The sequence below is a fragment of the Arthrobacter sp. 2762 genome (assembly GCF_040548745.1).
Taxonomy (GTDB): Bacteria; Actinomycetota; Actinomycetes; order Actinomycetales; family Micrococcaceae; genus Arthrobacter.
In genome coordinates, this window is sequence record NZ_JBEPSI010000005.1 from 216,472 (window position 1) to 239,952 (window position 23,481).

28 protein-coding genes are annotated in these 23,481 nt (G+C 62.1%); 13 read left to right on the forward strand and 15 right to left on the reverse strand.

The window, feature by feature from the left end; genetic code table 11:
* Positions 1 to 3: 3 nt before the first annotated feature.
* The 6 genes from ABIE18_RS11480 to ABIE18_RS11505 all read right to left on the reverse strand — a co-directional run bounded on the left by ABIE18_RS11480 (position 4) and on the right by ABIE18_RS11505 (position 5,910).
* Entirely contained in the window at positions 4 to 339 is a 336-nt protein-coding gene (locus ABIE18_RS11480) for a hypothetical protein (protein WP_499722901.1), read from the reverse strand.
* A gap of 119 nt (positions 340 to 458) precedes the next feature.
* A complete protein-coding gene (locus ABIE18_RS11485) occupies positions 459 to 1,463 on the reverse strand; it encodes a hydroxyacid dehydrogenase (protein ID WP_499722902.1) in 1,005 nt (334 codons plus the stop codon).
* Positions 1,460 to 2,377: a carbohydrate ABC transporter permease gene (locus ABIE18_RS11490; RefSeq protein ID WP_499722903.1), complete on the reverse strand. Its 918-nt coding sequence runs from the start codon at positions 2,375 to 2,377 to the stop codon at positions 1,460 to 1,462. Before ABIE18_RS11490 ends, ABIE18_RS11485 begins: the two co-directional genes overlap by 4 nt.
* On the reverse strand, positions 2,374 to 3,303 hold the full coding sequence (locus tag ABIE18_RS11495) for a carbohydrate ABC transporter permease (protein WP_477515405.1): 930 nt from the start codon (positions 3,301 to 3,303) through the stop codon (positions 2,374 to 2,376). Before ABIE18_RS11495 ends, ABIE18_RS11490 begins: the two co-directional genes overlap by 4 nt.
* A gap of 58 nt (positions 3,304 to 3,361) precedes the next feature.
* On the reverse strand, positions 3,362 to 4,669 hold the full coding sequence (locus ABIE18_RS11500; RefSeq protein WP_499722905.1) for an ABC transporter substrate-binding protein: 1,308 nt from the start codon (positions 4,667 to 4,669) through the stop codon (positions 3,362 to 3,364).
* Between the two features lie 134 nt (positions 4,670 to 4,803).
* A complete protein-coding gene (locus tag ABIE18_RS11505; protein ID WP_499722906.1) occupies positions 4,804 to 5,910 on the reverse strand; it encodes a substrate-binding domain-containing protein in 1,107 nt (368 codons plus the stop codon).
* A gap of 169 nt (positions 5,911 to 6,079) precedes the next feature.
* Between ABIE18_RS11505 and ABIE18_RS11510 the strand changes: the two genes are divergently transcribed.
* The 5 genes from ABIE18_RS11510 (at position 6,080) to ABIE18_RS11530 (ending at position 10,877) form a co-directional block, all read left to right on the forward strand.
* A complete protein-coding gene (locus tag ABIE18_RS11510; RefSeq protein WP_499722907.1) occupies positions 6,080 to 8,023 on the forward strand; it encodes a DUF2264 domain-containing protein in 1,944 nt (647 codons plus the stop codon).
* 144 nt (positions 8,024 to 8,167) lie between these two features.
* A complete protein-coding gene (locus ABIE18_RS11515) occupies positions 8,168 to 8,371 on the forward strand; it encodes a hypothetical protein (RefSeq protein ID WP_499722908.1) in 204 nt (67 codons plus the stop codon).
* Positions 8,372 to 8,464: 93 nt separating this feature from the next.
* Positions 8,465 to 9,268 (forward strand): DUF1206 domain-containing protein, encoded by an 804-nt coding sequence (locus ABIE18_RS11520; protein ID WP_477515410.1) that lies wholly within the window; start codon positions 8,465 to 8,467, stop codon positions 9,266 to 9,268.
* 92 nt (positions 9,269 to 9,360) lie between these two features.
* A complete protein-coding gene (locus tag ABIE18_RS11525; protein ID WP_477515411.1) occupies positions 9,361 to 10,296 on the forward strand; it encodes an SDR family oxidoreductase in 936 nt (311 codons plus the stop codon).
* A 26-nt stretch (positions 10,297 to 10,322) separates the two neighbouring features.
* Positions 10,323 to 10,877 (forward strand): cysteine hydrolase family protein, encoded by a 555-nt coding sequence (locus ABIE18_RS11530; RefSeq protein ID WP_499722910.1) that lies wholly within the window; start codon positions 10,323 to 10,325, stop codon positions 10,875 to 10,877.
* Here ABIE18_RS11530 and ABIE18_RS11535 read toward each other — a convergent pair.
* The 4 genes from ABIE18_RS11535 to ABIE18_RS11550 all read right to left on the reverse strand — a co-directional run bounded on the left by ABIE18_RS11535 (position 10,826) and on the right by ABIE18_RS11550 (position 12,556).
* The gene (locus tag ABIE18_RS11535; protein ID WP_499722912.1) at positions 10,826 to 11,122 is read right to left on the reverse strand and encodes a GyrI-like domain-containing protein; all 297 of its coding nucleotides are present in this window, start codon (positions 11,120 to 11,122) and stop codon (positions 10,826 to 10,828) included. The two genes, ABIE18_RS11530 and ABIE18_RS11535, sit on opposite strands and share 52 nt — an antisense overlap.
* A gap of 407 nt (positions 11,123 to 11,529) precedes the next feature.
* Positions 11,530 to 11,790: a hypothetical protein gene (locus ABIE18_RS11540; RefSeq protein WP_499722914.1), complete on the reverse strand. Its 261-nt coding sequence runs from the start codon at positions 11,788 to 11,790 to the stop codon at positions 11,530 to 11,532.
* A complete protein-coding gene (locus ABIE18_RS11545) occupies positions 11,783 to 12,055 on the reverse strand; it encodes a GlsB/YeaQ/YmgE family stress response membrane protein (RefSeq protein ID WP_224093148.1) in 273 nt (90 codons plus the stop codon). Before ABIE18_RS11545 ends, ABIE18_RS11540 begins: the two co-directional genes overlap by 8 nt.
* Before the next feature lie 312 nt (positions 12,056 to 12,367).
* The gene (locus tag ABIE18_RS11550; RefSeq protein WP_499722915.1) at positions 12,368 to 12,556 is read right to left on the reverse strand and encodes a CsbD family protein; all 189 of its coding nucleotides are present in this window, start codon (positions 12,554 to 12,556) and stop codon (positions 12,368 to 12,370) included.
* Between the two features lie 186 nt (positions 12,557 to 12,742).
* Between ABIE18_RS11550 and ABIE18_RS11555 the strand changes: the two genes are divergently transcribed.
* Positions 12,743 to 13,192, forward strand: coding sequence for a hypothetical protein (locus ABIE18_RS11555; RefSeq protein ID WP_499722916.1), 450 nt, complete (start codon positions 12,743 to 12,745; stop codon positions 13,190 to 13,192).
* Between the two features lie 99 nt (positions 13,193 to 13,291).
* On the opposite strand, the gene ABIE18_RS11560 is transcribed toward ABIE18_RS11555, so the two are convergent.
* Both ABIE18_RS11560 and ABIE18_RS11565 read right to left on the reverse strand, forming a co-directional pair.
* The gene (locus ABIE18_RS11560) at positions 13,292 to 13,996 is read right to left on the reverse strand and encodes an alpha/beta fold hydrolase (protein WP_499722917.1); all 705 of its coding nucleotides are present in this window, start codon (positions 13,994 to 13,996) and stop codon (positions 13,292 to 13,294) included.
* Positions 13,997 to 14,125: 129 nt separating this feature from the next.
* A complete protein-coding gene (locus tag ABIE18_RS11565) occupies positions 14,126 to 14,695 on the reverse strand; it encodes a YdeI/OmpD-associated family protein (protein WP_499722919.1) in 570 nt (189 codons plus the stop codon).
* A 149-nt stretch (positions 14,696 to 14,844) separates the two neighbouring features.
* Between ABIE18_RS11565 and ABIE18_RS11570 the strand changes: the two genes are divergently transcribed.
* The 7 genes from ABIE18_RS11570 to ABIE18_RS11600 all read left to right on the forward strand — a co-directional run bounded on the left by ABIE18_RS11570 (position 14,845) and on the right by ABIE18_RS11600 (position 21,851).
* The gene (locus ABIE18_RS11570) at positions 14,845 to 16,353 is read left to right on the forward strand and encodes a fumarylacetoacetate hydrolase family protein (protein WP_499722920.1); all 1,509 of its coding nucleotides are present in this window, start codon (positions 14,845 to 14,847) and stop codon (positions 16,351 to 16,353) included.
* Positions 16,350 to 17,018 carry a GntR family transcriptional regulator gene (locus ABIE18_RS11575; RefSeq protein ID WP_499722921.1) on the forward strand — a complete coding sequence of 223 codons (669 nt, stop codon included), beginning with the start codon at positions 16,350 to 16,352 and terminating at the stop codon, positions 17,016 to 17,018. The genes ABIE18_RS11570 and ABIE18_RS11575 overlap by 4 nt, the downstream gene beginning before the upstream one ends.
* A gap of 85 nt (positions 17,019 to 17,103) precedes the next feature.
* A complete protein-coding gene (hpaE, locus tag ABIE18_RS11580; RefSeq protein ID WP_499722922.1) occupies positions 17,104 to 18,648 on the forward strand; it encodes a 5-carboxymethyl-2-hydroxymuconate semialdehyde dehydrogenase in 1,545 nt (514 codons plus the stop codon).
* Positions 18,649 to 18,678: 30 nt separating this feature from the next.
* Complete coding sequence (hpaD, locus tag ABIE18_RS11585) at positions 18,679 to 19,776, forward strand: 3,4-dihydroxyphenylacetate 2,3-dioxygenase (protein WP_499722924.1); 1,098 nt, start codon at positions 18,679 to 18,681, stop codon at positions 19,774 to 19,776.
* 3 nt (positions 19,777 to 19,779) lie between these two features.
* The gene (gene hpaH, locus ABIE18_RS11590; protein WP_499722925.1) at positions 19,780 to 20,565 is read left to right on the forward strand and encodes a 2-oxo-hept-4-ene-1,7-dioate hydratase; all 786 of its coding nucleotides are present in this window, start codon (positions 19,780 to 19,782) and stop codon (positions 20,563 to 20,565) included.
* Positions 20,550 to 21,353: an aldolase/citrate lyase family protein gene (locus ABIE18_RS11595; RefSeq protein WP_499722926.1), complete on the forward strand. Its 804-nt coding sequence runs from the start codon at positions 20,550 to 20,552 to the stop codon at positions 21,351 to 21,353. The genes hpaH and ABIE18_RS11595 overlap by 16 nt, the downstream gene beginning before the upstream one ends.
* A 51-nt stretch (positions 21,354 to 21,404) precedes the next feature.
* Positions 21,405 to 21,851 carry a hypothetical protein gene (locus ABIE18_RS11600; protein ID WP_499722927.1) on the forward strand — a complete coding sequence of 149 codons (447 nt, stop codon included), beginning with the start codon at positions 21,405 to 21,407 and terminating at the stop codon, positions 21,849 to 21,851.
* Positions 21,852 to 21,903: 52 nt separating this feature from the next.
* Here ABIE18_RS11600 and ABIE18_RS11605 read toward each other — a convergent pair whose 3' ends face one another.
* The 3 genes from ABIE18_RS11605 to ABIE18_RS11615 all read right to left on the reverse strand — a co-directional run bounded on the left by ABIE18_RS11605 (position 21,904) and on the right by ABIE18_RS11615 (position 23,354).
* Positions 21,904 to 22,278: a nuclear transport factor 2 family protein gene (locus ABIE18_RS11605; RefSeq protein WP_499722928.1), complete on the reverse strand. Its 375-nt coding sequence runs from the start codon at positions 22,276 to 22,278 to the stop codon at positions 21,904 to 21,906.
* Between the two features lie 62 nt (positions 22,279 to 22,340).
* Positions 22,341 to 22,775 (reverse strand): acyl-CoA thioesterase, encoded by a 435-nt coding sequence (locus ABIE18_RS11610; RefSeq protein ID WP_224093181.1) that lies wholly within the window; start codon positions 22,773 to 22,775, stop codon positions 22,341 to 22,343.
* A 75-nt stretch (positions 22,776 to 22,850) separates the two neighbouring features.
* Positions 22,851 to 23,354 carry a GNAT family N-acetyltransferase gene (locus ABIE18_RS11615; RefSeq protein ID WP_499722929.1) on the reverse strand — a complete coding sequence of 168 codons (504 nt, stop codon included), beginning with the start codon at positions 23,352 to 23,354 and terminating at the stop codon, positions 22,851 to 22,853.
* Positions 23,355 to 23,481: the final 127 nt, after the last annotated feature.

Here is a 23,481-nt window from a genome sequence, read left to right on the forward strand (position 1 = left end):
AACTCACGCCGCCAGCCCAGCCCCCGCCATTTTCGATCCTGCCAGGGCCGGCAGGGAAGGCAGGGACACCAGATCCGGATCCGCTGGGCCGGGATCAACCCGAACCGGCAACTCGTGGAGCATCGCGTAGCCCTGCAGTTGTTCAAGCGCATCCGGCTCGATCAAGGCACCCGTAAGGTCCATCTCGACGTCCCTGCCGTCGGCCAGGCTGTTGGTGCGTTGGACGATTGGATACAGCGCGTGGAGATTGGAGGTGGTCACGTGACCGGTTGCTGCGATCTGGATCTGTGCTCCGTCAAGGTCGACTCGAACAACTACAGAGAGCTTCTCGCTGGTCAATATGCTGCCTTTCATCCGTTCGCTGCCACGCTGCAGCCACCCCAGCGTAGGCAGCAAATGTGATCTGCGCAACATTACTTCGGTGCGGCGCGGCACCACGACAGCCCAGCGAGAATGCGCTACGCCATGAACGCCAGGTCTTCCGCCGCCACTGGAAATTGCAGTGCTTTCCCCCTGGACAGCCGCAAAGCTTCGCCCACCGCGCTTGCAGCCATCCGCTCCAGCTCGTTGCCCAGTGACCCCGCAACGTGGGGTGTCAGAAGGATGTTGGGATGGGTGTAGAACCGGGAATCGGAAGGCAGCACCCACGGCGTCGTCACATCCAACACAGCGTATAAATCGCCGCGCTCAAGCCGGGCCAACAGGGCGTCCTGGTCCACCAACTCGCCGCGCGAGGTGTTGATAAACGTAGCCCCGGGCAGCATCCGTTCGATACGACCGGCGTCGATGAGGTTCTTTGTGGACGGTAACGACGGCGCGTGGAGGCTGACGATGTCGCAGCCCGCCACCAGTTCGTCCAGAGTTAATAGCTCGACGCCGAGAGCGCTCGCCTCAGCTGCCGACAGGTACGGGTCGGCCACCACGATGTCCAGCTCGTAAGCGGCAAGCAGCCGGATGACGTGACGGCCGATCTTTGACGCCCCGATAATCCCGACACGCTTGCGGTAGTTGCCCATGTCAGGAAACAGCTGTTCCGGCAGGACCTCCATCCGGGTGCTGTGCAGGGCGCGGGCTATCTGCAGGATCCGTTTGTTGGCCAGGACGATCATGGCCACGGTGTATTCGGCCACGGGAATGGCGTTGGCGTCCGCAGCGGAACTCACTAACAGGCCCCGCTCCCAGCACGCGTCACTGATGTGGTGTTTGACGCTTCCAGCGGCGTGCAGGACGTAGCGTAACCGTGGGGCAGCATCCAGGACGTCGTCGTCGATCATTGGACAACCCCAACCAGTGATGAGGATGTCCGCTTCCGCCAAGAGCGCACGGCTGGATGTTGAAGCAAAGTCCTCGATCGGCTCCCGGCTGAGCAGGTTCAAAGCAGGCTCCAGCGGATCGAGGCTTCGGGGCGGGAACACGGCACGTGCAGTGTGGACAGGCATGGCCAAGGCAACGTTCAGGCTCATTTCACGCTCCCTGCCGTCAGGCCGGATTTCCAGAAGCGCTGGAGCATGATGAACGCGAGCAGCAACGGAATGATGGACAAAAGTGATCCGGTGATAACCATCGGGGTGAACTCAGGCTGGGGCAGTGAGTATCCCTGCCAGATCGAAATTCCGACGCTGACAGGCAGCAGTTGCTGGTCCTGGAGCATTACCAACGGGAGCATGAAGTTGTTCCATACGCCAACAAACTGGAACAGCGCAATGGTGATGTACCCCGGCATCATCATGGGCAGCCCCAGGGAAAAGAAGGAGCGGATCGGTCCGGCTCCGTCCACGCGAGCTGCCTCCAAGGTTTCGGCCGGAACGTATGCCGCCGAGTACACCCGCGCCAAATACACGCCGAACGGGTTGCAGAGGACGGGGATGAGGATGGCCCAGATCGTGTTGGTGATGCCAAACACGGAGGCCAATAAATACATCGGAAGGACCGTGGCTGTGTTGGGAATCAGCACGCCCACAAGGACCAGGCCGAAGAATGAGTCCTTGCCGCGGAACTGGAATTTATCGAACGCGTAGCCGGCCATGACAGAGATCAGTCCACCAAAGATGGCCCCAAACCCCGCATAGAACATGGAGTTGGCCATCCAGCGGAAGAACACGCCACCATCCTGGCCAAGAACTGCGCCAACGTTCTCCACAAAGGAAGGCTGCCCGAAAGCATACGCACCAGTGGAATAGAGGTCGGCGGCGTTCTTGGTGGAGGCAAAGAACAACCACAGGACAGGCAGCACCATGTAGGCACAACCCAGTATCAGCAGTGCGTTCACTGTGAACGCACTCGCGAAGCCGCCCCGGGAGCCGCGATTCCGGCCCCGCTTCCCAGATGCCGCAACCGGACTGGTAACCCCCGGGCGGGACAATGTTGACGTGCTCATGCTTTGTTCATCCTTGAGCTGAAGCGGGTGACGGCCCAGGACAGCACCGCTGCCATGAGCGCGATGATGATGGAGGCAGCCGCGGCCTGGTTGAGGTTGTGCCGGTTGAAGGCGGCATCGTAGGCCCACATGTTGGGAACCCAGGTGCTGGTAACGGATGCCGTGGCTTTGGAAATGATGGACGGCTCGGTGAACAACTGCAGGGTTCCGATCACGGTGAACAGCATGATGACGCTGAGTGCCGGCAGGATCAGGGGCAGCTTGATGCTGATGGCGGCACGGATTTCGCCGGCGCCGTCCACGCGGGCGGCTTCCAGGGTTTCCCGCGGAACCGCCTGAAGCGCGGTGAACAGCACAATGACGTTGTACCCCGTCCACTCCCACACCGCGATGTTCACAATGGACGGCAGGATCATGTGGTTGTCCAGGAAATTCAGTGAAATCCCGCCGGTTTCCAGGACCGACACGATCGGGCTGACACCGGGTGTGTAGAGATAGGCCCAGATCAGTGCGGCGATGACCCCAGGCACCGCGTGGGGGAGGAAGACGAGGAGCTGGAACAGCTTCCGGGCACGCGCTGCGGCAGCATCGAGCAGAAGTGCGAATGCCAAGGCGCCGCCCACCATGCACGGGATGTACAGCAGGCAGTACATGATGAGGCGGCCGATGCCGCCCACAAAACTCTCCGATTGCAGGACCTGCAGGTAGTTCTCAAGTCCAACGAACGAGGTCTTGGCTTGGCCGAAGCCGAGTCCCGACTTCTGCTGGGCGAAGAAGCTGAGCACGATCGAGTAGATGACGGGTGCCACCATCGCCAGGGTAAACACCGCGAAGAACGGGGTCAGGAAGAGCGCCGCTGTGCGGCCGCCGGTTCCGGACATCGTTCGCGGTTTGCTCCGGGAGGTGGCAGGTGCCTGGTTGGCCATGATGATTCTCCTCGCTGGTGGGGCGCCCCTGTGAAGGGACCACCCCACCCTGCGGGCCCTACTCCTTGACGGAGAGGCCGTTCTGCTTGAGTCCGGCTACGGTTGCCTTCTGGGCCGTTTCAACGGCTTCCAGGACCTTGCCGCCGGTGGTCAACTTTCCGTAGGCGTCCTTGAGGGCGCTGTTGGTGACGTCCCAGTTGGGACCCCATTGCCAGCCCGGGGTGATGCTGGAGTAGGACTTGTCGAAGACCTCGTAGATGTCGTTGCCGAAGTAGCTGGCGTCGAATGCCTGCTGTGCAACGGGTGTCAGTCCCGGGAAAGCGAGGAAAGCCGAACCGGTGTTGCCGCGGGCCTTGATGGCGTCCGGGTTGGTTGCGAGGAACTCGATGAACTTGGCCGCAGCGGCCGGATTCTTGCTGCTCTTGGTGATGTTGAAGCTGGAGCCGCCATAGAACGCATCTGCCGGAGTTCCCCAGTTGGGCACCTCCGCAGCGATCCACTGTCCCTTCTGCCCGCTGGCTTCCGTACGCTTCTGGATGCCGGTGGCACTCCAGTTGGCGCCCAGAACACCGACGACGGCGCCACTCGCCAAATCTGCCGACCATTCGTCGCTGAAGGACTGCTGGACCTTGACGATCTTTTGGTCGATCAGCTTCTGCCAAAAAGCAGCGACTTTTTGGGTGGGCTCATCGTTCACGCCAACCTTCCAGCTGTCGCCCTCGGTGCCGAACCATTTGGCTCCGGCCTGCCAGGACAGGGCGGCAGTGAGTGCAGCTTCGTTGGGGTTGAAGCTGGCCAGGTGTGCTTCCGGGGCTACTGCCTTCAGCTTCCTGCCGGCCTCTTCGAAATCGTCCCAGGTTTTGGGGACGCCGACGCCGGCCTTGTCCAGCATGTCCTTCCGGTACCACATGATCATCGGCGCGGCATCGTAGGGGAGGGCGTACGTCTCCTCGCCGAATTGAACCAGGGCTTTGGTCTCGTCCGTGAGTTTGTCCACTGTTTCGGCCTTGTTGATCAGCCCGTCCAGAGGTTGGAGCTGACCGTTGCTGACGAACTGGGGAAGCTGTGGGTACTCGATCGTGGCGACGTCCGGGCCGTTGCCTGCGGTGATCGCTGTGGAGAGCTTGGCGTAGCCGCCGCTCGCTCCGTTGGGGACGGTTTCGAAGTTGACCTTGATTTTGCCCTGGCTCGCGTTGAAGGCCGCGGCCACCTTGTCCATCCCCGCCATCGACGACCAGAACGTGATGGTCCCTGAGGGGTCTTCAGCGGGCGTTGGCGTGGCTGCCGGGGTGCTGCCACAGCCGGTGATGAGGGCAGCACTTGCCATGATGCTGGCTGCTCCTAGCAGAAGCTGGCGACGCTTCATTCTGTTCTCCTTTGAAGTTCACGATGCGAAGTCGTGGTGTGCACTGACGGCACCTTGGACTAGGCACAATGAAAGCCACAAAAGTGAACATGAGCAACGAAGTGAACAGAAGTAAACAAGCGATGTAGCGGGCTCTACACCTGTGTTGAGTCCCGAACCACCAACTCCGGCGAGAGGTTCACGCGCTGCAGGGCTGACGGGCTTCCACGTCGTGCGCCGATCCGGTTCAGGCACATCACCAGGGCTTGGTGCCCGACGTCGTACTTCGGAGGCGCCACCGCGGTCAGGGGAACGGCCCCCAGGGCTGCGATTTCGTCGTCGTACGCAATGATCGCAAAGTCCTCCGGGACGCGAAGCTGCCGTTCCTGGCAGGCGCTGGCGAACTGGAGTGCGTCCTCATCGGTGTGGATAATCGCCGCCGTGACATCGGTTTTGGCACACCAATCGAGGATGCCGTCCACCACCAGGCGATGGGCCTCGGGATCGTTCCGGGCCCGGGACATCGAACGAACCATCGAGTCCTCGTGGGGATGCCCGGCACGCTGCATGGCCAGATGGTAGCCATCGATCAGCTGCGGCGCCGTCGGACTGTTCTCGCGAAGGCACATGGCGATCTTGCGGTGGCCGAGGCCCAGGAGATGGTTGACGGCGATCTCCGCGCCCCGCACGTGATCACTTCGCACGGCTTCGAGCCGGCCATGGCCCAGCGCGTTGTCAATGGAACGCTCGACGACGACTACCGGCACCTCCGCTTCGGCCAACAGGTCCAGCGTCTCTGTACCAGCCAAGGATTGCTCGCTCGGCGTGATCAGTATCCCGTCCACCCCGTGTTCATAAAGGCGGCGGAGTTGTCGGCGTTCCTCCTCGCTTGAGTAGTTGGTCACGCCCAGTACCAACCGCACACCCGCTTCGTGGGCGGCGGCTTCGGCGCCGCGGATGACTCCAGGGAAGTAGTACGACGCCGAGGGAACGATCATCCCGATCGTCGCCAAGGGTCGCCTCCCGCCCGGCCGCCAGGACGTTGATTGCTGTGCTGTTGCGCTACTTCCGGCAGTGCGGCCGCCAAGGGGTACAGCTCCGCCATGGACCCGTTCGAGCAAGCCCTGCTCAGCAAGTACCGCGAGGTCCCGCCGAACGGTCATGCCGGACGTTCCCAGCTTGGCTGCGAACTCGGCAGCGTTCAGGGATCCGTGGAGGGCCAATTCCCTCAGGATGAGCTGTTGACGATCCTCGGACAGCATGCAGGTTTCCGCCTTCACGTTCACTTGTGTTCAGTTTGTTCATTATGAACTACTGCGCACTCTGTCCGAGACGCCAGGGGCACGTTCAATTTTGTTCAACTCGCGCCATCTCGCCGCTGGGGAGCCTACGGTTAGGGCTCACCGTGTCAGCACGCCCCGCAGGAGACCCATGGCCACCGGCTTCATCATGCCCGCCCCGGATTACGAGCTCAGTCCCATCACCGGATGGACGCGGGAGCACTGGGTCGCGTTCGCGGATCAGCAGCTGCTCGCGGTGCGCCCCTGCTTCTCCGCGCAGAAGGCGCTGATCCGGCTGAGCGGCCGCCCGTCGTCGTCGGGTGTTTTGTCTGACGGCATGGAGGGGTTCGCGCGCACCTTTATGCTGGCCGCCTTCCGGGTGGCTGGGGAGCAGGGCGACGACCCGCACGGCCACCTTGACCTGTACAAGATGGGCCTCCTTGAGGGTACGCGGCCGGGTAGTCATGAAGCGTGGCTGCCCATTTGTGACCGCTCGCAGCCGATGGTGGAAGCCGCGTCCATTGTGCTGGGCCTGCAACTGACCAAACCATGGCTTTGGGACACACTGTCCGGGGGCGAGCAAGCCCAGGTGGCCGAGTGGCTGCAGGGTTCCTCGCGAAGCACCTGCGTGGACAACAATTGGGTGCTCTTCCAAGTCCTGATCGCCGAGTTCCTGGCTGGCACCGGGTTTGAGCACAACGCGACGCAGATCGAACATGGGCTGAAGCGGCTTGAGGACTGGTACGTCGGCGATGGCTGGTATCGGGACGGGGATAACGACGGCACGGGCGACTTCTTCGACTATTACTGCGGCTGGGCCCTCCATCTTTATCCGGTGTTGTGGTCTGGGTTTGCGGCAACCCGGCATCCGGAAGCCCAAGCCAGGTCCGAGGTCTACCGCGCCCGTCTCGCCGAGTTCCTGGCCGATCATGTGAGCTTCTTTGGCGGGAACGGCGCCCCGGTTTTCCAGGGTCGTTCACTGATTTACCGCTACGCCGCTGTGGCTCCGGTGTTCCTCGGGGAGGCCATCGGCGCGACGCCCCTCAACCCCGGACAGAGCCGCCGCATCGCCAGCGGCGCCGCAAAGTTCTTCCTCGACGGCGGCGCTTACGACGACGGATTGCCGTCACTCGGGTGGCTCGGCGCCTTTGAGCCGATGACCCAGGAATATTCCGGACCGGCCTCGCCGTACTGGACCTCCAAGGCGTTCGTGGGACTTCTCCTCCCCGACGACCACCCGGTGTGGACCGCCGTCGAAGAGCCCTCGCCACTGGAGTCCATGGACGCCGTGAGGCATGCAGAAGGCCCCAATTACCTGCTCCACTCCACGGCTGTGGACGGTATCGCCCGCGTGCTCAACCACGGCAGCGACAAGTACTACGCGCCCGGACCGGACGACCCCCACTACCGCCGCCTGGCCTATTCGAGCCACACCGCCCCGCTCTTCACCGAGGACCCCGTGGACAACCACTTCGCCGTCCTGGATGCCAATGGAACACCCAGCCGCCGCGCCCGGATCCACCGGCTCAAAGCGGGGAATCTCAAAACCGTGTATCTCAAAGCCGGGCAAGCCCAGGCCGCAAGCTGGCATGCGCCAGTCTGGAACGACGTGGAGGATCCCGCCAATTCCCGCTGGCGGGTGGCAACAGCGACAGCTGCTGCCAGCGGATATGAGCTCCGGGTCCATGTGGTTGAGGCGCCTAACGTGGGCGCGGCCAACCCAGGGCTGGCGCCGTCCAGGCTGCGCGTCCGCGACGGCGGATATGCGCTCGCAGCCACCCGGCCGCCTGAGCTGCGTGACCACGTTCTTGGAGTCGACGGACTTCACGCAGGCATATGGCCGCTGTACGGATACTTCGACAACGGCGCCTTCCGCGCCGAGGGCATGTCGCCCTTGGGTGTGCACGCCGCGTGTGGATACCTGGAAGGCCGTTTGGCAGGAGGGCGCAGCATCTTCGCATCACTGGTGTACCTGGGAGGCGAGGCACCTGCAGCGGTTCCTGCCGCCGTCGTGATTGACGACGACGGAGCGCGCGTAAGGGGGCATGTTACCCTGTCGACGGGGCAGCAACTGGAGGTCCTTTTCGCCTTCTGAACCTGCCTTCCCAGCAAGCTTTTCCAGCCGCGCGGATTCTTGAGTGAATCTTGAGATGACCCGGCGTCCTTCTTGAGGGCCCCGTCCCATGGTTGAACTATCAGCCAATGGAGTTGATGGGAACTCTCAGGAAGGACCACCGAAATGCCTGACCAGATCGCAGCCACGTCCCTGAATACCGGAGCTGCCCACGTAAAGTCTGACTCCCTCGCGGGTACCGCGGAGGACGGCGGTCATGGAGGCGAACTCCCTGGCCAGGCCCGTGCGGTGACCTCCGTCCGCGAGCAGTTCAACCCTTTGGGTGTGGGGCTTCGGAGCATCTGGCCGCAGTCGGTGTGTGGCTTCTAGCAAGCCACCTGCGCCCCGTGGTCTTGTACTCGTTCGAGTGGCACCATGGTGACAAGTCACAAAATAATAAGGAGGCTTGTCATCAAAAAGGAGATGAAGAAGGCCGCTGATGTGGCCGAGGAAGCCTCAAACTCACGCGCCCTGACTATTTTTGCGAGGGCCGGATACGCCGTCAGCGGACTCCTGCACTTACTCATCGGGGCTATTGCGTTTCAGCTCGCCTTTGGGCGCGGCGGTGAAGCCGACGTCAGTGGCGCTGTTGCCCAACTGGCCGCACAACCGGTGGGCCCCATCCTGCTGTGGGCGTGCTTCGGTGCCTGCGCTGCCTTGGCTCTGTGGCAATTGGGCAACGCAACCCTCGGCTACCGCAAGGCGTCAGACAACAAGCCATCCAAACGGCTTTCCGCTGTGGCCCAGGCAATCGTGTTTGCCGGGCTGGCGGCAACCATCCTGTCCTTCACCATGGGCAGGGGAAAAAACAGCCGGGAGTCTGCCAGCGACGTGACTGTGACGCTCATGAAAGCGCCATTCGGGATAGTCCTGCTCGTCGCAATTGGCGCCGGCATCATGATCACCGGCGTCGTCTTCGCGGTGCGCGGCTTTATGAGGACCTTCGAAAAGGACCTCGCGCTGTCCGTCAATGAGCCGGCCCGCAAGTTCCAATCGGGTGTTGGCGTCGTGGGCTACATCGCCAAAGGCATAGCCCTGTTGCTCGTAGGCCTGCTGGTGGTCATTGCCGCGGTTCGCGTTCAGCCCGAGCAATCCACAGGACTTGATGGAAGCCTGCGGGCTTTGAGGGAGCAACCCTATGGACCGTACCTTTTGGCAGCCGTTGCCGTGGGCCTGATCGCCTACGGACTGTTCCTCATGGTGAAGGCCAAAACGCTCCGGACCTAGCCCTTGGTGTGCGTTTAGAGTCCAATGTGCCTGGGTACAGCCAACGGTAGCGTCGCAAGCCGGGAATCAGACATCTGAGAAAGGCCAGAACCATGACTCAAGCCGACCCAAACCACAGCGGACAGCAAGCAAGCGGGGATCACCGCCTCACCTCGGCACCCAAGGATCCACGCAGCGGATATCACTCCGACGAATTTCCCCAGCAGGAACAAGAACAGCCTGGCCTGACCAAGCCCTTGAACCCCCAGCCCGATCATGGCGAGTCCAGCTATGTTGGGCACGGCCGCCTGCAGGGCAAGAAGGCCCTGATCACCGGCGGTGACTCGGGCATCGGTGCAGCCGTAGCGATCGCCTATGCGCGCGAAGGTGCCGACGTCGCCATCAGCTACCTTCCAGAGGAAGAAGAAGACGCGAAGTCGACGGCGGAATGGATCCGTGAGTGCGGGGCGCAGGCACTGTTGCTGCCCGGCGACGCGCGCGACGAAAAGTTTGCGGCTGAGATTGTGGAGCGAACGGTGCAGGAGCTCGGCGGCCTCAACGTTGTGGTCCTGAACGCCGCGTACCAAAAGAACCGCGAGGGTTTGGAGACCATTCCTACCGAGGAATTCGACCGGGTGTTCAAAACCAACCTGTACTCCTTGATCTGGACAGCACAGGCTGCGATTCCGCACCTTCGCCCAGGGGCGTCCATCATCGTCACGGCGTCTATCCAGGCTTTTAATCCTTCCGCCCAGCTGGTGGACTACGCCATGACCAAGGCCGCCCAAGTGGCATTCACTAAAGCCATGGCAGAGGAACTCGGGCCCAAGGGAATCCGTGTCAACGCCGTGGCCCCGGGCCCGATCTGGACGCCGTTGATCCCCGCCACCGAGTGGCCGGACAAGCTTCCCACATTCGGCCAGGACACGCCGCTGGGCCGTGCCGGGCAACCTGCTGAGCTGGCACCTGCCTATGTGCTCCTCGCATCTGACGAAGGCTCCTATATTTCAGGCGCTGTGCTTCCGGTGACCGGCGGCAAGGGTCTCTGACCCAGGACAGGGAAGGATATGCGCGCATGATTGCTGTGCTGGTAATCGACATGCAGAACGCCTTTTTTGAGGAACCGGCCCTGAAGCGGCGTCAGGAAGAAGTTGTTGCTGCTTGCAACTCGTTGACCAGCGCAGCGCGCGAGGCAGGGGCAAACGTACTCCTGGTTGGTACCCAGCACGAGCGGGACAAATCCACGTGGAGCCTGAACATGCTGGACGATGACCAAGGCTTCATCTTCAGGGGAAGCGAGCAGGCCAGTTTCGTTCCTGGCCTGGTGACGGCCGATTTCCCGCAGATGGTCAAAACGCGCGACAGCTCGTTCGTTGGTACCGACTTGGGGATGCGCCTCAGGAACTGGGGTGTGGAAACCGTGATCCTGGCCGGAGTCTCGGCCCACAACTGCATTGCCCAGACTGCTGCTGATGCTTTCGCCCATAACATCCGGGTGATTTATGCGGCTGAGGCCGTGGCAACAGAGAACCCGGAGGCTGCGGAGGCAGTCCTCCGGGTTCTTACCCGTGAATATCGTCAGAGGGTCTTGCCGCTTGACGAGGTGCTGAAACTCTTGAAGGGCTCCTGACTGGACTCAATGGGAATCCACAGTTGCCCGCTCCCGCGGGTTGCATCGGCGTCCGGGCTGACGCTGAGCAGTTCGGGGCCGCGTGCCCAAAAGTACGGGTTGGCCGGGAACCATTCAGTAGCAGCGTCCGCCCACATGCGCTGCAGGGCTTCGGGGAATTTTCCTTCGGTTTCGAACACCACCCATTGGCCGGCGGGGATGTCCAGGCTCTCGAAACCTTCGGGAGCCGGCTGGGTAGAAGCCACCGGAGGTGGAACCTCAACTGAGGCTGGGAATGGAGGACTGCGCCAGGTTGCCGCGCTTCTGAGGAAGTCAGCCCATGCATCGCCTTAAAAGCACGCGCGAATGCCTCGGGCGATCCATATCCGTAGCGGAGGGCAACATCCAGCACCGTTCCGCCGGCGATGACGCCCGGGTCCATTGCTGCACTGCCCCTCCATTCCTGCACTGTCCCTCCATTCCTGGCCATCACGCTACGGTGCCGGCTCAGCCGCCGCCCCGACTATCCATGCCCGAAAATATCAGGCCCGCGAATCAGCCCCGAGGCGATGCGTTTCGCAGTGCCAGAACACGGGCAAAGCAAGAACCCGGAGGCTGCAACTGCAGTCTCCGGGTTCTTGTGGTTTTCAGGACCCTTGCGGATGCCTGAGGGTTAAGGGTGTCCCGCGCCGGAAGCTTCGTCATCCGGCTCGGACGAGAACGGCCTGTCCGCGGGCGTGTCCTCCGTATTACGCTCGTCGAGCTCCGCGTCCGCAGACGGGACGGTCTTCTCGGCGTAGTCGCCTGCGGTATAGTCCCCGCCAGCGTCTTCTTTCAGGGCCTCAGGAGATGCTCCGGCAGCGCCGTAATCACCTTCTGCGTACTGACCCTCAAGGTCGTCCTGGTTGGTGTTGGGCGTGGTTTCGTCAGCCATGGTGGGCCCGGCGTCCTCCTGTGGCCAGGCCGTAAATCAGCAGAACGATAATGGATCCGCCAATGGCCAGGAGCCACGTCCGAATGGCGAAGAATTCTGTCAAGCCTTCGCCGAAGATCAGGCCACCGATCCAGCCGCCCAACAGGGCGCCAACGACGCCCAGCAGCAAGGTGACCAACCAGCCGCCTCCTTGGCGTCCCGGAAGAATAAGCTTTGCGATAGCCCCAGCCAAAAGGCCGAGCAAAAGAAAACCAAAGAAACCCATTTTTGCTCCTACTTTCTTGTTGATGGAAATTCCATGAACTCGGTGAAGCGGTTCCGTTCATCGCTTGTCAGTTCCAGCGGCTAAGCGCTGTAACAGGGCCACATGAGACCCGTGGAATATGGGGCAGGACGTTATTTTGCAAACGTCGATGAGTTATTAAATGCAGCCAAAAGCACTCCTGTCCAAGGGGCCGGACCGTAGTACTACAACAGCAACGCTAGCTGGTCCCGGGAACAACAGCAAGTAACCTTGCTATTTTGCCGGTTAGGGTCCGTGCCCCTCGAACGGGGGTCGTATGGCCTTGAAATCCGGCTACTTGTCGCCGAAGGCGTCCTTCGCGGCGTCCTTGACGTGCTCGCCAGCCTGCTTCACATTGGCAGACGCTTGCTCGCCCGCGCCCTCGGCCTGGAGGTCCCGGTCGCCTGTGGCTTCGCCGGTCTTTTCCTTGAGCTTGCCCGTTGCTTCTTCCGTGGCATTCTTGATCTTGTCATCCAGTCCCATGGTTTTCACTCCTCGGGTTGCCATGTGGTTGTGGCCTGCGGGTTTTCCGCTGGTTGGCATTAAAGTTTAGTCCTCTTTCTCAATTCAGCAAATGACCATTAACCGTCCAGCCTTGAAAGCACACGTGACAGTGGGTGAAGGCCGGACTAGTGTCGTAGGAATAGCACCTCGAAAGGAGTTGGTCCTGTGAAAGGGAAAGCATTGTTCGCCGCCGGCATCGCTGTTGGCTATGTGTGGGGGTCCAAGTCTTGGCCGGAGGTGTATCGGCGCGTTCGCGGAGGCGCCCAAAAGGTCTGGAAGAACCCGGAGGTTCAAGAGAACGTCCATCAGGCCACTGAAACCGTCCAGGAATCAGTCCCGGACATCCTGGACAATCTGTACGCCGCGGGCAAGAAGCTCCTGGAGAAGGCAGAGACGATGTTTCCGGGCATCCTGGAGGCAAAGTCCGGGCACCAAGGCAACTCCAGCACCGGTTCCTCTGCTTCTGCTTCCGCTCCGGCTTCTACCTCAACGCCTCCAGTCAGATCGGACGTAGTATCCGATCCCGCACTCGATGATCAGACGGGAAGCGATTGGACGGACGAAGGCGGTGCAGCGCCGGAAGGGCCCGCGACCAACACGCCCGCCAAGCCCTGACCCTTTACGGGCAAGCCTCAAAATTCCCGCGTTCCCGGGGGTTCCCCTTGCCCGAAAGGCCCGTCCCGCCGTCGAGCGTTACTTGGTGCGCGTCGAGCGTTACTTGGTGTGCTCGACGGCCGACAGGATGGCTTCGCCCAGTTCACGTGGCTTGGTGAACTGTGGCCAGTGTCCGGTGGGCAGGTCGATGTAGTCGACGTCCCGGATCCGCGCGAGTTCCGCTGTGAACGGGTGCCCGGCGTCCATCCATTCCTGAAGCAGTGATGATGGGAACTGGCAGGCGATGATGGTGGCGGGGACGTCATAGCGCCGGACGTCGTGGAGGTGTTGTTGGTCGAAGGCGACGCCCTTCGGTTCCGGGATGGCCCGTGCGCGGAAAGCTTCCTTGAGGTCATCGGTCAGGTCGATGAGGTCCGCGTCTTCAAAGCCTTCCCAGGGTGGGAGCGGAATTTCGTCGCCGTCCTCGGGCAGTTCGTCATTGATCACGCCGCTCTCGCCCAGTGGCCCGCTGTCCACATAGATGGCCCGGTCCACGCGATCCGGACGGGCGTCAACAACGCCGTGGATGATGGCGCCGCCGCCTGAATGGCCCACCAGCACCACATTGCCGCCAAGGGAATCCACCTTGTCCACCACGGCGTCGATGTGTGTGCGAAGGCCAATCCCGGCGCGTGGGGCGTCAACGGACTCCAGCCCGGGAAGTGTGAGGGGGTGAACCGAGTGCCCAGCTGCCACAAGCGGCGGCGTCACCTCCGCCCATGATGACGCGTCCAACCAGAAACCGGGTACCAGGATGATGTCCATGCGGGTACCCTACGGGAGTCCAGGCGGAGGATGCACTCATTTTTTGCTGGATCATTCGGCAGACCACCTCGTCATGTCCGCGCCGGGCCGGTCCTGGGGCCACTGATGGGCCTGATGATCCAGCAGAAATTACGCCTTCCCCGTCAGCTTCCCGAGGGAACGTGTCATCGCCCTGGCGCGCGAGTCCGGAGTGCGGGCCTTGAGCAACTGCAGGATGATGAGGTACCGCTCGGTCTTCCCGAGACGCTCGAAGGCTTCGCCAGCCGCTGGATTGCTGGCCAAAGCTGCTGCCAGGTCTTCCGGGACCTCCGCGTTGGCCTGCGAAACGTAGGCGGCTTCCCAGCGGCCATCATTCTTTGCGGTGTCGATCTCAGCCAACCCCGCGGGATGCATGCGCCCCGATTCGATCAACGCCTCCGCCTTGCCAACGTTCACCTGAGACCAAGAGCTCCGCGGCCGGCGTCGGGAGTAGCGCTGCAGGAAGGTCGCTTCGTCATTGCCTTTGCGCTGCCCGTCGATCCAGCCGAAACACAGGGCGCCGTCCAGGGCCTCCCCAATGCTGAGTAGTTGGGCACCGGCGTTCTTCTTGCCGATCACGAGCCAGGCTTCGGCGCTCTCTTCGTGGTTCGCGGCGAGCCATGACTCCCATTCGGAACCGTTGGCAAACCGCAGCAGCTGGAGCTCATTCTTTTCCGGCACGTACTTCCTTCCACTGCTTTGGAGCTCAGAACAACCACTATGGCCGGACGAATGTGTTTGGGAAAGGGGGTTGACGACATGCGCTTCAGGGGCAATAGTTATCGTATACGATTTCGTACTCGATAGATGTTCGATCAGGAGGAGGCGCCGTGACATTGGAGTTCCGGACCGAGGAAGTCAGCCAAGACATGCTGGCCCGTACGCGCAAAGTCATTGCCGTCCATATCAATTACCCTAGCCGTGCGGCCCAGCGAGGACGCACCCCAGGGCAACCGTCCTACTTCTTGAAGCCGCCGTCTTCCCTGGCGCTCGGTTCCGCCGACGCTCCTGGCATCGTTGAGCGCCCTGCCGGCTGCGAACTGCTCGGCTATGAAGGCGAAATTGCCCTCGTCATCGGGAAGTCGGGCCGCCGCGTTGGCCTCGAGGATGCCTGGAGCCACGTCGAGTGGGTGACCGCTTCCAACGATCTGGGCGTGTACGATCTGCGCTACGCAGACAAGGGCTCCAACGTCCGGTCCAAGGGGGGCGACGGGTTCACGCCGGTGGGTCCCTCGTTGATACCAGCCGACGCCGTTGATCCAGCCCAGTTACGGATCCGTACCTGGCATAACGGCGACCTCGTCCAGGACGACACCACAGAGGACCTGCTCTTCCCGTTCACGCAACTCGTCGCGGACCTCTCACAGCTGCTCACGCTCGAAGAGGGCGACATTATCCTGACCGGCACCCCAGCCGGTGCATCGGTCGCCAAACCGGGTGACGTCGTCGAGGTTGAGGTCAGTGGCGGTAGCTTCAGCAGCGGCCGCCTGACCACCAAAGTAGCGGAAGGTACGACGCCGTTCGCGGACTTTGGTGCCAAGCCCAAGACTGATGACACCCAGCGGGAAGAGGCATACGGATCGCGTGAAGCGGCGGGCCTGCCTGCTGTTGTCTCTGTCCTGACGCCCGAGCTGAAGGCGAAGCTGGAAAGCGTCGCAACGGCCACGCTTTCTTCGCAGCTCCGCAAGCGCGGACTGAACAACGTAAGCATCGACGGCCTGCAGGCCACGCGCCCCGACCGCAAGGTAGTTGGCCTTGCCCGGACCCTGCGCTATGTGCCCAACCGCGAGGATCTGTTCAAGACCCACGGCGGGGGATTCAATGCACAGAAGCGCGCGATCGATTCCGTGAATGAAGGCGAAATCCTCGTGATGGAAGCCCGCGGTGAGAAGGGCACCGGCACTGTTGGAGACATTCTTGCCCTGCGCGCCCAGGTCCGTGGAGCTGCTGCGATCATCACCGACGGTGGCGTCCGTGACTACTCCGCCGTGGCTGATCTCGAAATGCCAACCTACTTCGCGAATCCGCACCCGGCAGTCCTTGGTCGCCGGCACATTCCGTGGGATACGGACATCACCATCGCGTGCGGTGGTGCAACAATTCAGCCGGGAGACATCATCGTGGCCGATTCGGACGGCATCCTGGTGATCCCGCCAGCCATCGCCGAGGAACTTGTGGATGACAGCATCCAGCAGGAAAAAGAAGAGGCGTTCATCTTCCAGATGGTCAAGGAAGGCAACAGCGTGGATGGGCTTTACCCGATGAACAAGGAATGGCAGACGCGGTACGCAGAGTGGGTCACAGCTGACTGGCAGAGCCGGCAAGGGAGCCAACAGTGACTGGAACCGCCGTCGAAAGCGCCGCTGCACAAAGCAAGTCCCAACAGGCGTATACCGCCGTCAAGGCCAGGATCGTGGAAGGCATCTACACGCCGGGTTACCGGCTGGTGCTCGCAAAGATTGCCGAGGACCTGGGATTCAGCGTGGTCCCCGTCCGGGAAGCAATCCGCCGCTTGGAAGCCGAAGGTCTGGTGAAGTTCGAGCGGAACGTTGGTGCCACGGTCTCCGGGATTGATCCCACGGAGTACCTGTACACAATGCAGACTTTGAGCATCGTGGAGGGGGCGGCCACCGCGTTGTCCGCACCGTTGATCGACTCCGTTGCGATTGCAAGGGCCCGCGCAGTGAACGAGGAAATGCGGGAATGCCTGGAGCACTTCGACCCGGTTCGTTTCACCGCGCTGAACCAGGACTTCCACAGTGTCTTGTTTGAGCACTGCCCCAATCCGCACATTCTTGACCTGGTACATCGTGGATGGAACCGGCTGGCATCGCTCCGCTCGTCTACGTTCCGCTTCGTTCCCGGCCGCGCGCAGGAATCGGTGCAAGAACACGAGGCGCTGCTGCAGCTCATCGAGTCTGGAGCAGACGCCGACACGATCGAACACGCCGCCCGCCGGCACCGCGCCGCGACCCTGGACGCGTACCTCGCCACCACCAACTAAAGCAACCCGGGGTCACTTATGGCCCCCAAACGCACCCCACATGGGCCATAAGTGACCCCGCGTTGGATGAAAAAGGAAGACAACGATGACGACCCCTGTAGAAACATCAGCAAAGCATCATGTGCCCGAGAACCTGCCGACTCACATCCAGCACTTCATCAACGGTGAGTTCGTAGACTCCATTTCCGGGAAGACTTTTGACGTCCTGGATCCGGTATCCAACGGAAATTACGCCACGGCAGCGGCCGGCCAGAAGGAAGACATCGACCTCGCTGTGGCCGCCGCCCGTGAAGCGTTCGTCAATGGTCCGTGGCCGAAGATGAAGCCGCGCGAACGTGCCCGTGTGCTGAACAGGATCGCCGACGCCGTGGAGGCCCAGGAAGAGCGCCTGGCCGAGCTGGAGACCTTTGATACCGGCTTGCCGATCACCCAGTCCAAGGGCCAGGCGTTGCGCTCAGCCGAGAACTTCCGCTTCTTCGCGGACCTGATCGTGGCACAGTTCGATGACGCCATGAAGGTCCCCGGCTCACAGATCAACTACGTGAACCGCAAGCCAATCGGCGTCGCGGGCTTGATCACGCCGTGGAACACTCCGTTCATGCTTGAGTCCTGGAAGCTCGCTCCGGCGCTGGCTACCGGCAACACCGTGGTCCTCAAGCCTGCCGAGTTCACACCCTTGTCCGCGTCACTGTGGGCGCAGATCTTCAAGGATGCTGGCCTTCCCGACGGCGTGTTCAACCTGGTAAACGGCCTGGGCGAAGAAGCCGGCGACGCACTGGTGAAGCACCCGGACGTGCCGCTGATCTCCTTCACCGGTGAGACCACCACGGGCCAGACGATTTTCCGCAACGCTGCAGCCAACCTCAAGGGCCTGTCCATGGAGCTCGGCGGGAAGTCCCCGTGCGTCGTGTTCGCTGATGCCGACCTCGATGCCGCAATCGACTCCGCCTTGTTCGGTGTCTTCTCCCTCAATGGCGAACGGTGCACCGCCGGCTCCCGCATCCTGGTGGAGCGGGCCATCTACGACGAATTCTGCGAAAAGTACGCCGCCCGCGCCAAGAACATCGTGGTGGGCGATCCCCATGATCCCAAGACCCAGGTGGGTGCGCTGGTCCACCCGGAGCACTACGAGAAAGTGGCGTCCTACGTGGAGATCGGCAAGTCCGAGGGCCGGCTGCTTGCCGGTGGCGGCCGACCCGCCCACCTGCCCGAAGGCAACTACATCGCACCTACGGTGTTTGCCGACGTCGCACCTGACGCGCGGATCTTCCAGGAGGAAATCTTCGGGCCGGTTGTGGCCATCACGCCGTTCGAGAACGACGACGAAGCCCTCGCCTTGGCGAACAACACCAAGTACGGCCTGGCGGCCTACATCTGGACGCAGAACCTGACCCGGGCCCACAACTTCTCCCAGAATGTGGAAGCCGGAATGGTGTGGCTCAACAGCCACAACGTCCGCGACCTCCGCACCCCGTTTGGTGGCGTCAAAGCTTCCGGTCTGGGCCACGAGGGCGGCTACCGTTCCATCGATTTCTACACAGACCAGCAGGCCGTGCACATCACCCTCGGCTCCGTGCACACACCCAAGTTCGGCAGCATTGACGACTCCGCTTCTGCGGGCGACAGCTAACAACTCCCCTTTCAACGAAGAGAGAATCCCATGAGCAACCCCTTTACCGGCCCCATCCCCACACCCACGGTGCCCGCGCCGGACATCGTCCGCTGCGCCTACCTGGAACTCGTGGTCACGGACCTCGCGAAGTCCCGCGCGTTCTACGTTGACCTGCTCGGCCTGCACGTCACCGAGGAGGACGAGAACACCATCTACCTGCGCTCCTTCGAGGAGTTCATCCACCACAACCTGGTCCTGCGCAAGGGACCGGTCGCCGCCGCCGCTGCCTTCGCGTACCGGGTGAAGTCCCCGGCCGAGGTGGACGCAGCCGAGGCCTACTACCGCGAACTGGGCTGCCGGGTGGAGCGCCGCAAGGAAGGCTTCACCAAGGGCGTGGGCGACTCCGTCCGCGTGGAAGACCCGCTGGGCTTCCCGTATGAATTCTTCTACGACGTGGAGCACGTCGAACGCCTCACCCAACGCTACGACCTCTACTCCGCCGGCGAACTGGTCCGCCTGGACCACTTCAACCAGGTCACCCCGGACGTGCCCCGCGGCCGCAAATACCTCGAGGACTTGGGTTTCCGCGTCTCCGAGGACATCAAGGACTCCGACGGCGTCACCTACGCCGCGTGGATGCACCGCAAGCAAACCGTGCACGATACCGCGTTGACGGGCGGCAACGGACCGCGCCTGCACCACATCGCGTTCTCCACCCACGAGAAGCACAACATCATCCAGATCTGCGACAAGATGGGCGCCCTGCGCATCTCCGACCGGATCGAACGCGGCCCCGGACGCCACGGCGTGTCCAACGCGTTCTACCTCTACATCCTTGACCCGGACGGCCACCGCGTAGAGATCTACACCCAGGACTACTACACCGGCGACCCGGACAACCCCACCGTCACCTGGGACGTCCACGACAACCAGCGCCGCGACTGGTGGGGCAACCCCGTCGTCCCGTCCTGGTACACCGAAGCCTCCCTGGTCCTGGACCTCGACGGCAACCCCCAGCCCGTCATCGAGCGCACGGACGCTTCAGAAATGGCCGTCACCGTCGGCGCCGACGGCTTCTCCTACACCCGTCCCTCAGGCGCCTCAGATGACGCCGCCGAGGGCTTCAAGCTGGGGGCGCAGGTCTAAACCATGATGGATGCGAAGACGATCGAAGCAATTGCCGACGAACTGCTCGAAGCCGGCCGGAACCGCAAGCCAGTCCCGCGCCTCACCGCCCGCTACCCTGACATGACGGTGGAGGATTCCTATGCCGTCCAGCAGTTGTGGCGGCGACGGAACGAGGAAGCCGGGCGCACGTTGGTGGGGCGGAAGATCGGCCTCACGTCCAAGGCCATGCAGGCCGCAACCGGCATCACCGAACCGGACTACGGGGCGATCTTCGATGACATGGTCCTGGAAACCGGCTGCTCCGTGCAATGGGACCAGTACACGCACCCGCGTGTTGAAGTGGAGCTCGCGTTCGTGCTGAAGTCCGGCCTCAAAGGCCCCGGCTGCACCATCTTCGATGTCCTCAACGCCACCGACTACGTGGTTCCGGCCCTTGAAATCCTGGACTCCAGGATCGAAATGGAGGGCCGGACCATCGTGGACACCATCTCCGACAACGCCGCGATGGGGGCCATGGTGATAGGCGGCCGACCAGTGCGTCCCGACGCGGTCGACCTCCGCTGGGTCTCCGCGATTTTGTACAAAAACCAGACCGTGGAAGAGACCGGAGTGGCGGCCGGAGTGCTTGATCACCCGGCGAACGGCGTGCACTGGCTGGCCAATAAAATCGCGGCGCACGGGGACTCAATGAAGGCCGGAGATATTATCCTTGCGGGCTCGTTTACCCGGCCCTTGTGGGTGTACAAAGGTGATACCGTACACGCGGACTACGGACCTTTGGGAGTCGTGACATGCAATTTCGACTGAACCCCACCTTCTATTCGGCCCTCTCAGAGGCTGGCCGTCCGTTGGCTGGCATGTGGGTTTGTTCCGGTAGCCCGTTGGTGGCTGAGGTCTGTGCGGGATCCGGGCTGGACTGGCTGTTGATCGACGCGGAGCACAGTCCCAATGGCCTCGAATCGATCCTTGCGCAACTCCATGCCGTGAGTGGTTACCCCGTTCAGGCCGTGGTCCGCCCGCCGGTCAACGACACCGTGGTCATCAAGCAATACCTTGACCTCGGAGTGCAGAACCTCCTGATTCCCATGGTGAATTCTGCGTTCGAAGCAGCGTCTGCGGTGGCCGCCGTCCGGTATCCGCCGCTGGGTGTTCGCGGTGTGGGTTCTGCTTTGGCCAGGGCGTCACGCTGGAACCGCGTTCCTGACTACCTTGCTGCTGCTTCAGAATCGATCAGCCTCACCGTCCAGATTGAATCCGAAGCAGCGGCTTCGGCTGTGGAGGAAATCCTGGCCGTCGATGGCGTGGACGGCATTTTCCTTGGCCCTTCGGACCTCGCAGCTTCCATGGGTTTGCTGGGACAGCAGGAAAATCCCTTGGTGAGGGCCGTCGTCGAGCATTGCCTTGAAGCTGCCAAAGCGGCCGGCAAGCCAGCCGGCGTGAATGCCTTCAATGAGTCCACCGCCCGCGCGTATCTCGACGCCGGTGCCTCCTTTGTCCTGGTGGGCGCCGATGTTGCTGTCCTGGCGCGGGCCTCGGAAGGGTTTGCCTCGACGTTCATTCCCGTGTCCGAAACGGCGGAGCGCGACAGCTACTGACGTACCCGGATGGGTTAGGCTCGACGAACCAGAGCCTGAGGGGGCAGCGCTATGACTCGTCGTGCGATAGCTTTGTTTTCCGTAGTCGCCGCGCTGGGGCTTACTGGCTGCTCGGCTCCAGCCGGGTTGAAAGCCCTGGAGCGGGAAGCGTCGGCGGAGGACAAGCTTCCGGAGTCCGTGAGCCTTACCGGCGTGGATCTGAACGTCGAGGCCGGGACAGCCCGGTTGCTGGCAACCTACGACGACGTGAAGTACTTCGGCGCTAAAAGTTCCACTTCCGGGGCCGCCTGCCTGATTACGGTACCTGTGGGACTTCCTGAGCGGTGGAGGGCGGGTTGCGCAGCCGTCGCGACAAGCGAGCAGATCGTCACCATCACTGGCGGGGACGGCACAGAGGCGAAGCTCATCAACGACGGCGTCGACGCCAACCGACCGGAATATCAGGGCTGGACCCTGATCCACGAGAATGTCCTGATCAGCAAGCCATCCCGAAACTGACCCAAGTATCAGGTGAGCGGCGCTGCCGCACCTGACCCGCCCTACTTTCGTATTAGTTGGGTTCGGCGGGGGTGTCTTTCCGCGCCATGTACCACTCGGTGAATTCGCGCGCACGGCCGTCCTCGGCGAAGCGGATGACCCAAAGGTTGTCGTAGGTGGGCTCACCGTTGAGGTATGTGGTCACGGCCTGGACGAAAGCCGTGTCACCATCCTGGCCCAGGAGCGTCCACTCGAAGGTCCAATCATCGGGCTTGTCGCCAGCGTCCGACCATGCTTTCACGATTTCTTCATGCCCGTTCCACGGTGATTCAGTGTTCGGCCTGTCGCAGTAGATGGCGTTTTCAGTGAACAATGCCCGGATGTCATCGGGCTCGTTCGAGGTCCACGCGCGTATGTATTGGCTCATCCAGGAGTTCACGTCGGTCATGCCTCCGTTCTACCCTCCGGGACCCGCGGGTTCAACGGTGTTAGCGCCCGACGGCGCCCGGTTCAGTCCTCGTGCAGGGTTTCTGTCAGGTGATGGGTGGGGATGCGGTCCCGGTCATACGTGATTTCCGTATAGCCGTGGGGCTGCGGGCGGCCATCAGCGCCCATGTTTACGAACACGATTTCCTCGATGGTCAGGATGCTCTGCCGGGTGATCATGTTCCTGACCTCGGCGCGCATGGTCAAGGACGTGCGGCCGAAGCGTTTGGCCGTCAAACCCATCTCGATGAGGTCGCCCTGAACGGCTGAGCTCACGAAGTTGATCTCGGAGATGTACTTGGTGACCGCACGGCCATTGCCCAACTGGAGGATGGCGTAGATCGCTGCCTCTTCATCGATCCACTTCAGCAGGCTTCCACCGAAGAGTGTGCCGTTGGCATTGAGGTCCTCGGGCCGCACCCATTTGCGCGTGCGGAAGGTGATGTCTGCTTTTTCCATTTTCCGAGATTATCTGACTACCGCAGCGTGTGCTTGATGTTGCGCGACGCTTGGTTGCTGCTGAGTCTCAGGCGTTTACGCCATCGCCGTGTGGGACGCGCTATGGGAGTCGATCCGCTTGGAGTAGCAGTAAGACCCATTTACGCCGATGTACGGTCCAAAATTGGGAACTTCGGCGAATCCAGCACTTACGTAGAAGCTCCGTCCGTCAGACTGCGCTGATCCTGCCTCAGCTGCGATGACGCTGAAGCCGTGGGAGTGGGCCTGGGCTTCGAGTGCAGCCAGGATGGAGCTCGCGACTCCTGATCCCCGCGCGTAGGGAACCACGTACAGTCGCTTGATCTCAGCTGTGTTCTCGTCCAACATCCTCAGGCCGCCGCATCCGAGCGGTTGTCCGGAGGATTTCTCGTAAGCCACAACGAAAACCGCAGTGTCAGCTTCGGTGGGCGGGGGACCGGGCTCGTGATCCGTGGTTCCGAACCGGGCGTCCAGTTCAGCCTGTTGCGCGGCGCGGAGGTCAGCGCCTACCGGGTTCGCCCAGGTGACCTGCCGGATGTTGAGCCGGGGGTTGGTCTGCATCGATGCCTCATTTCGCTTTGGTTTCGCTGAGGTGTTTATGCGTCTTAAGCCTAGGAAGCTGTGGTTACCGCCGTGTTTCCTGCGCGTAAGCTTCGGGAGAATTGCTGAATTTCCTGCGTTGCGGGGT

Coding starts and splice junctions, on each gene's coding strand:
- ABIE18_RS11485 (WP_499722902.1), bottom strand. CDS start 1,463: ATGAGCCTGAACGTTGCCTTGGCCATGCCTGTCCACACTGCACGTGCC.
- ABIE18_RS11490 (WP_499722903.1), bottom strand. CDS start 2,377: ATGAGCACGTCAACATTGTCCCGCCCGGGGGTTACCAGTCCGGTTGCG.
- ABIE18_RS11495 (WP_477515405.1), bottom strand. CDS start 3,303: ATGGCCAACCAGGCACCTGCCACCTCCCGGAGCAAACCGCGAACGATG.
- ABIE18_RS11500 (WP_499722905.1), bottom strand. CDS start 4,669: ATGAAGCGTCGCCAGCTTCTGCTAGGAGCAGCCAGCATCATGGCAAGT.
- ABIE18_RS11505 (WP_499722906.1), bottom strand. CDS start 5,910: ATGCTGTCCGAGGATCGTCAACAGCTCATCCTGAGGGAATTGGCCCTC.
- ABIE18_RS11510 (WP_499722907.1), top strand. CDS start 6,080: ATGGCCACCGGCTTCATCATGCCCGCCCCGGATTACGAGCTCAGTCCC.
- ABIE18_RS11515 (WP_499722908.1), top strand. CDS start 8,168: ATGCCTGACCAGATCGCAGCCACGTCCCTGAATACCGGAGCTGCCCAC.
- ABIE18_RS11520 (WP_477515410.1), top strand. CDS start 8,465: ATGAAGAAGGCCGCTGATGTGGCCGAGGAAGCCTCAAACTCACGCGCC.
- ABIE18_RS11525 (WP_477515411.1), top strand. CDS start 9,361: ATGACTCAAGCCGACCCAAACCACAGCGGACAGCAAGCAAGCGGGGAT.
- ABIE18_RS11530 (WP_499722910.1), top strand. CDS start 10,323: ATGATTGCTGTGCTGGTAATCGACATGCAGAACGCCTTTTTTGAGGAA.
- ABIE18_RS11540 (WP_499722914.1), bottom strand. CDS start 11,790: ATGGCTGACGAAACCACGCCCAACACCAACCAGGACGACCTTGAGGGT.
- ABIE18_RS11545 (WP_224093148.1), bottom strand. CDS start 12,055: ATGGGTTTCTTTGGTTTTCTTTTGCTCGGCCTTTTGGCTGGGGCTATC.
- ABIE18_RS11550 (WP_499722915.1), bottom strand. CDS start 12,556: ATGGGACTGGATGACAAGATCAAGAATGCCACGGAAGAAGCAACGGGC.
- ABIE18_RS11560 (WP_499722917.1), bottom strand. CDS start 13,996: ATGGACATCATCCTGGTACCCGGTTTCTGGTTGGACGCGTCATCATGG.
- hpaE (WP_499722922.1), top strand. CDS start 17,104: ATGACGACCCCTGTAGAAACATCAGCAAAGCATCATGTGCCCGAGAAC.
- hpaD (WP_499722924.1), top strand. CDS start 18,679: ATGAGCAACCCCTTTACCGGCCCCATCCCCACACCCACGGTGCCCGCG.
- hpaH (WP_499722925.1), top strand. CDS start 19,780: ATGATGGATGCGAAGACGATCGAAGCAATTGCCGACGAACTGCTCGAA.
- ABIE18_RS11595 (WP_499722926.1), top strand. CDS start 20,550: ATGCAATTTCGACTGAACCCCACCTTCTATTCGGCCCTCTCAGAGGCT.
- ABIE18_RS11600 (WP_499722927.1), top strand. CDS start 21,405: ATGACTCGTCGTGCGATAGCTTTGTTTTCCGTAGTCGCCGCGCTGGGG.
- ABIE18_RS11605 (WP_499722928.1), bottom strand. CDS start 22,278: ATGACCGACGTGAACTCCTGGATGAGCCAATACATACGCGCGTGGACC.
- ABIE18_RS11610 (WP_224093181.1), bottom strand. CDS start 22,775: ATGGAAAAAGCAGACATCACCTTCCGCACGCGCAAATGGGTGCGGCCC.
- ABIE18_RS11615 (WP_499722929.1), bottom strand. CDS start 23,354: ATGCAGACCAACCCCCGGCTCAACATCCGGCAGGTCACCTGGGCGAAC.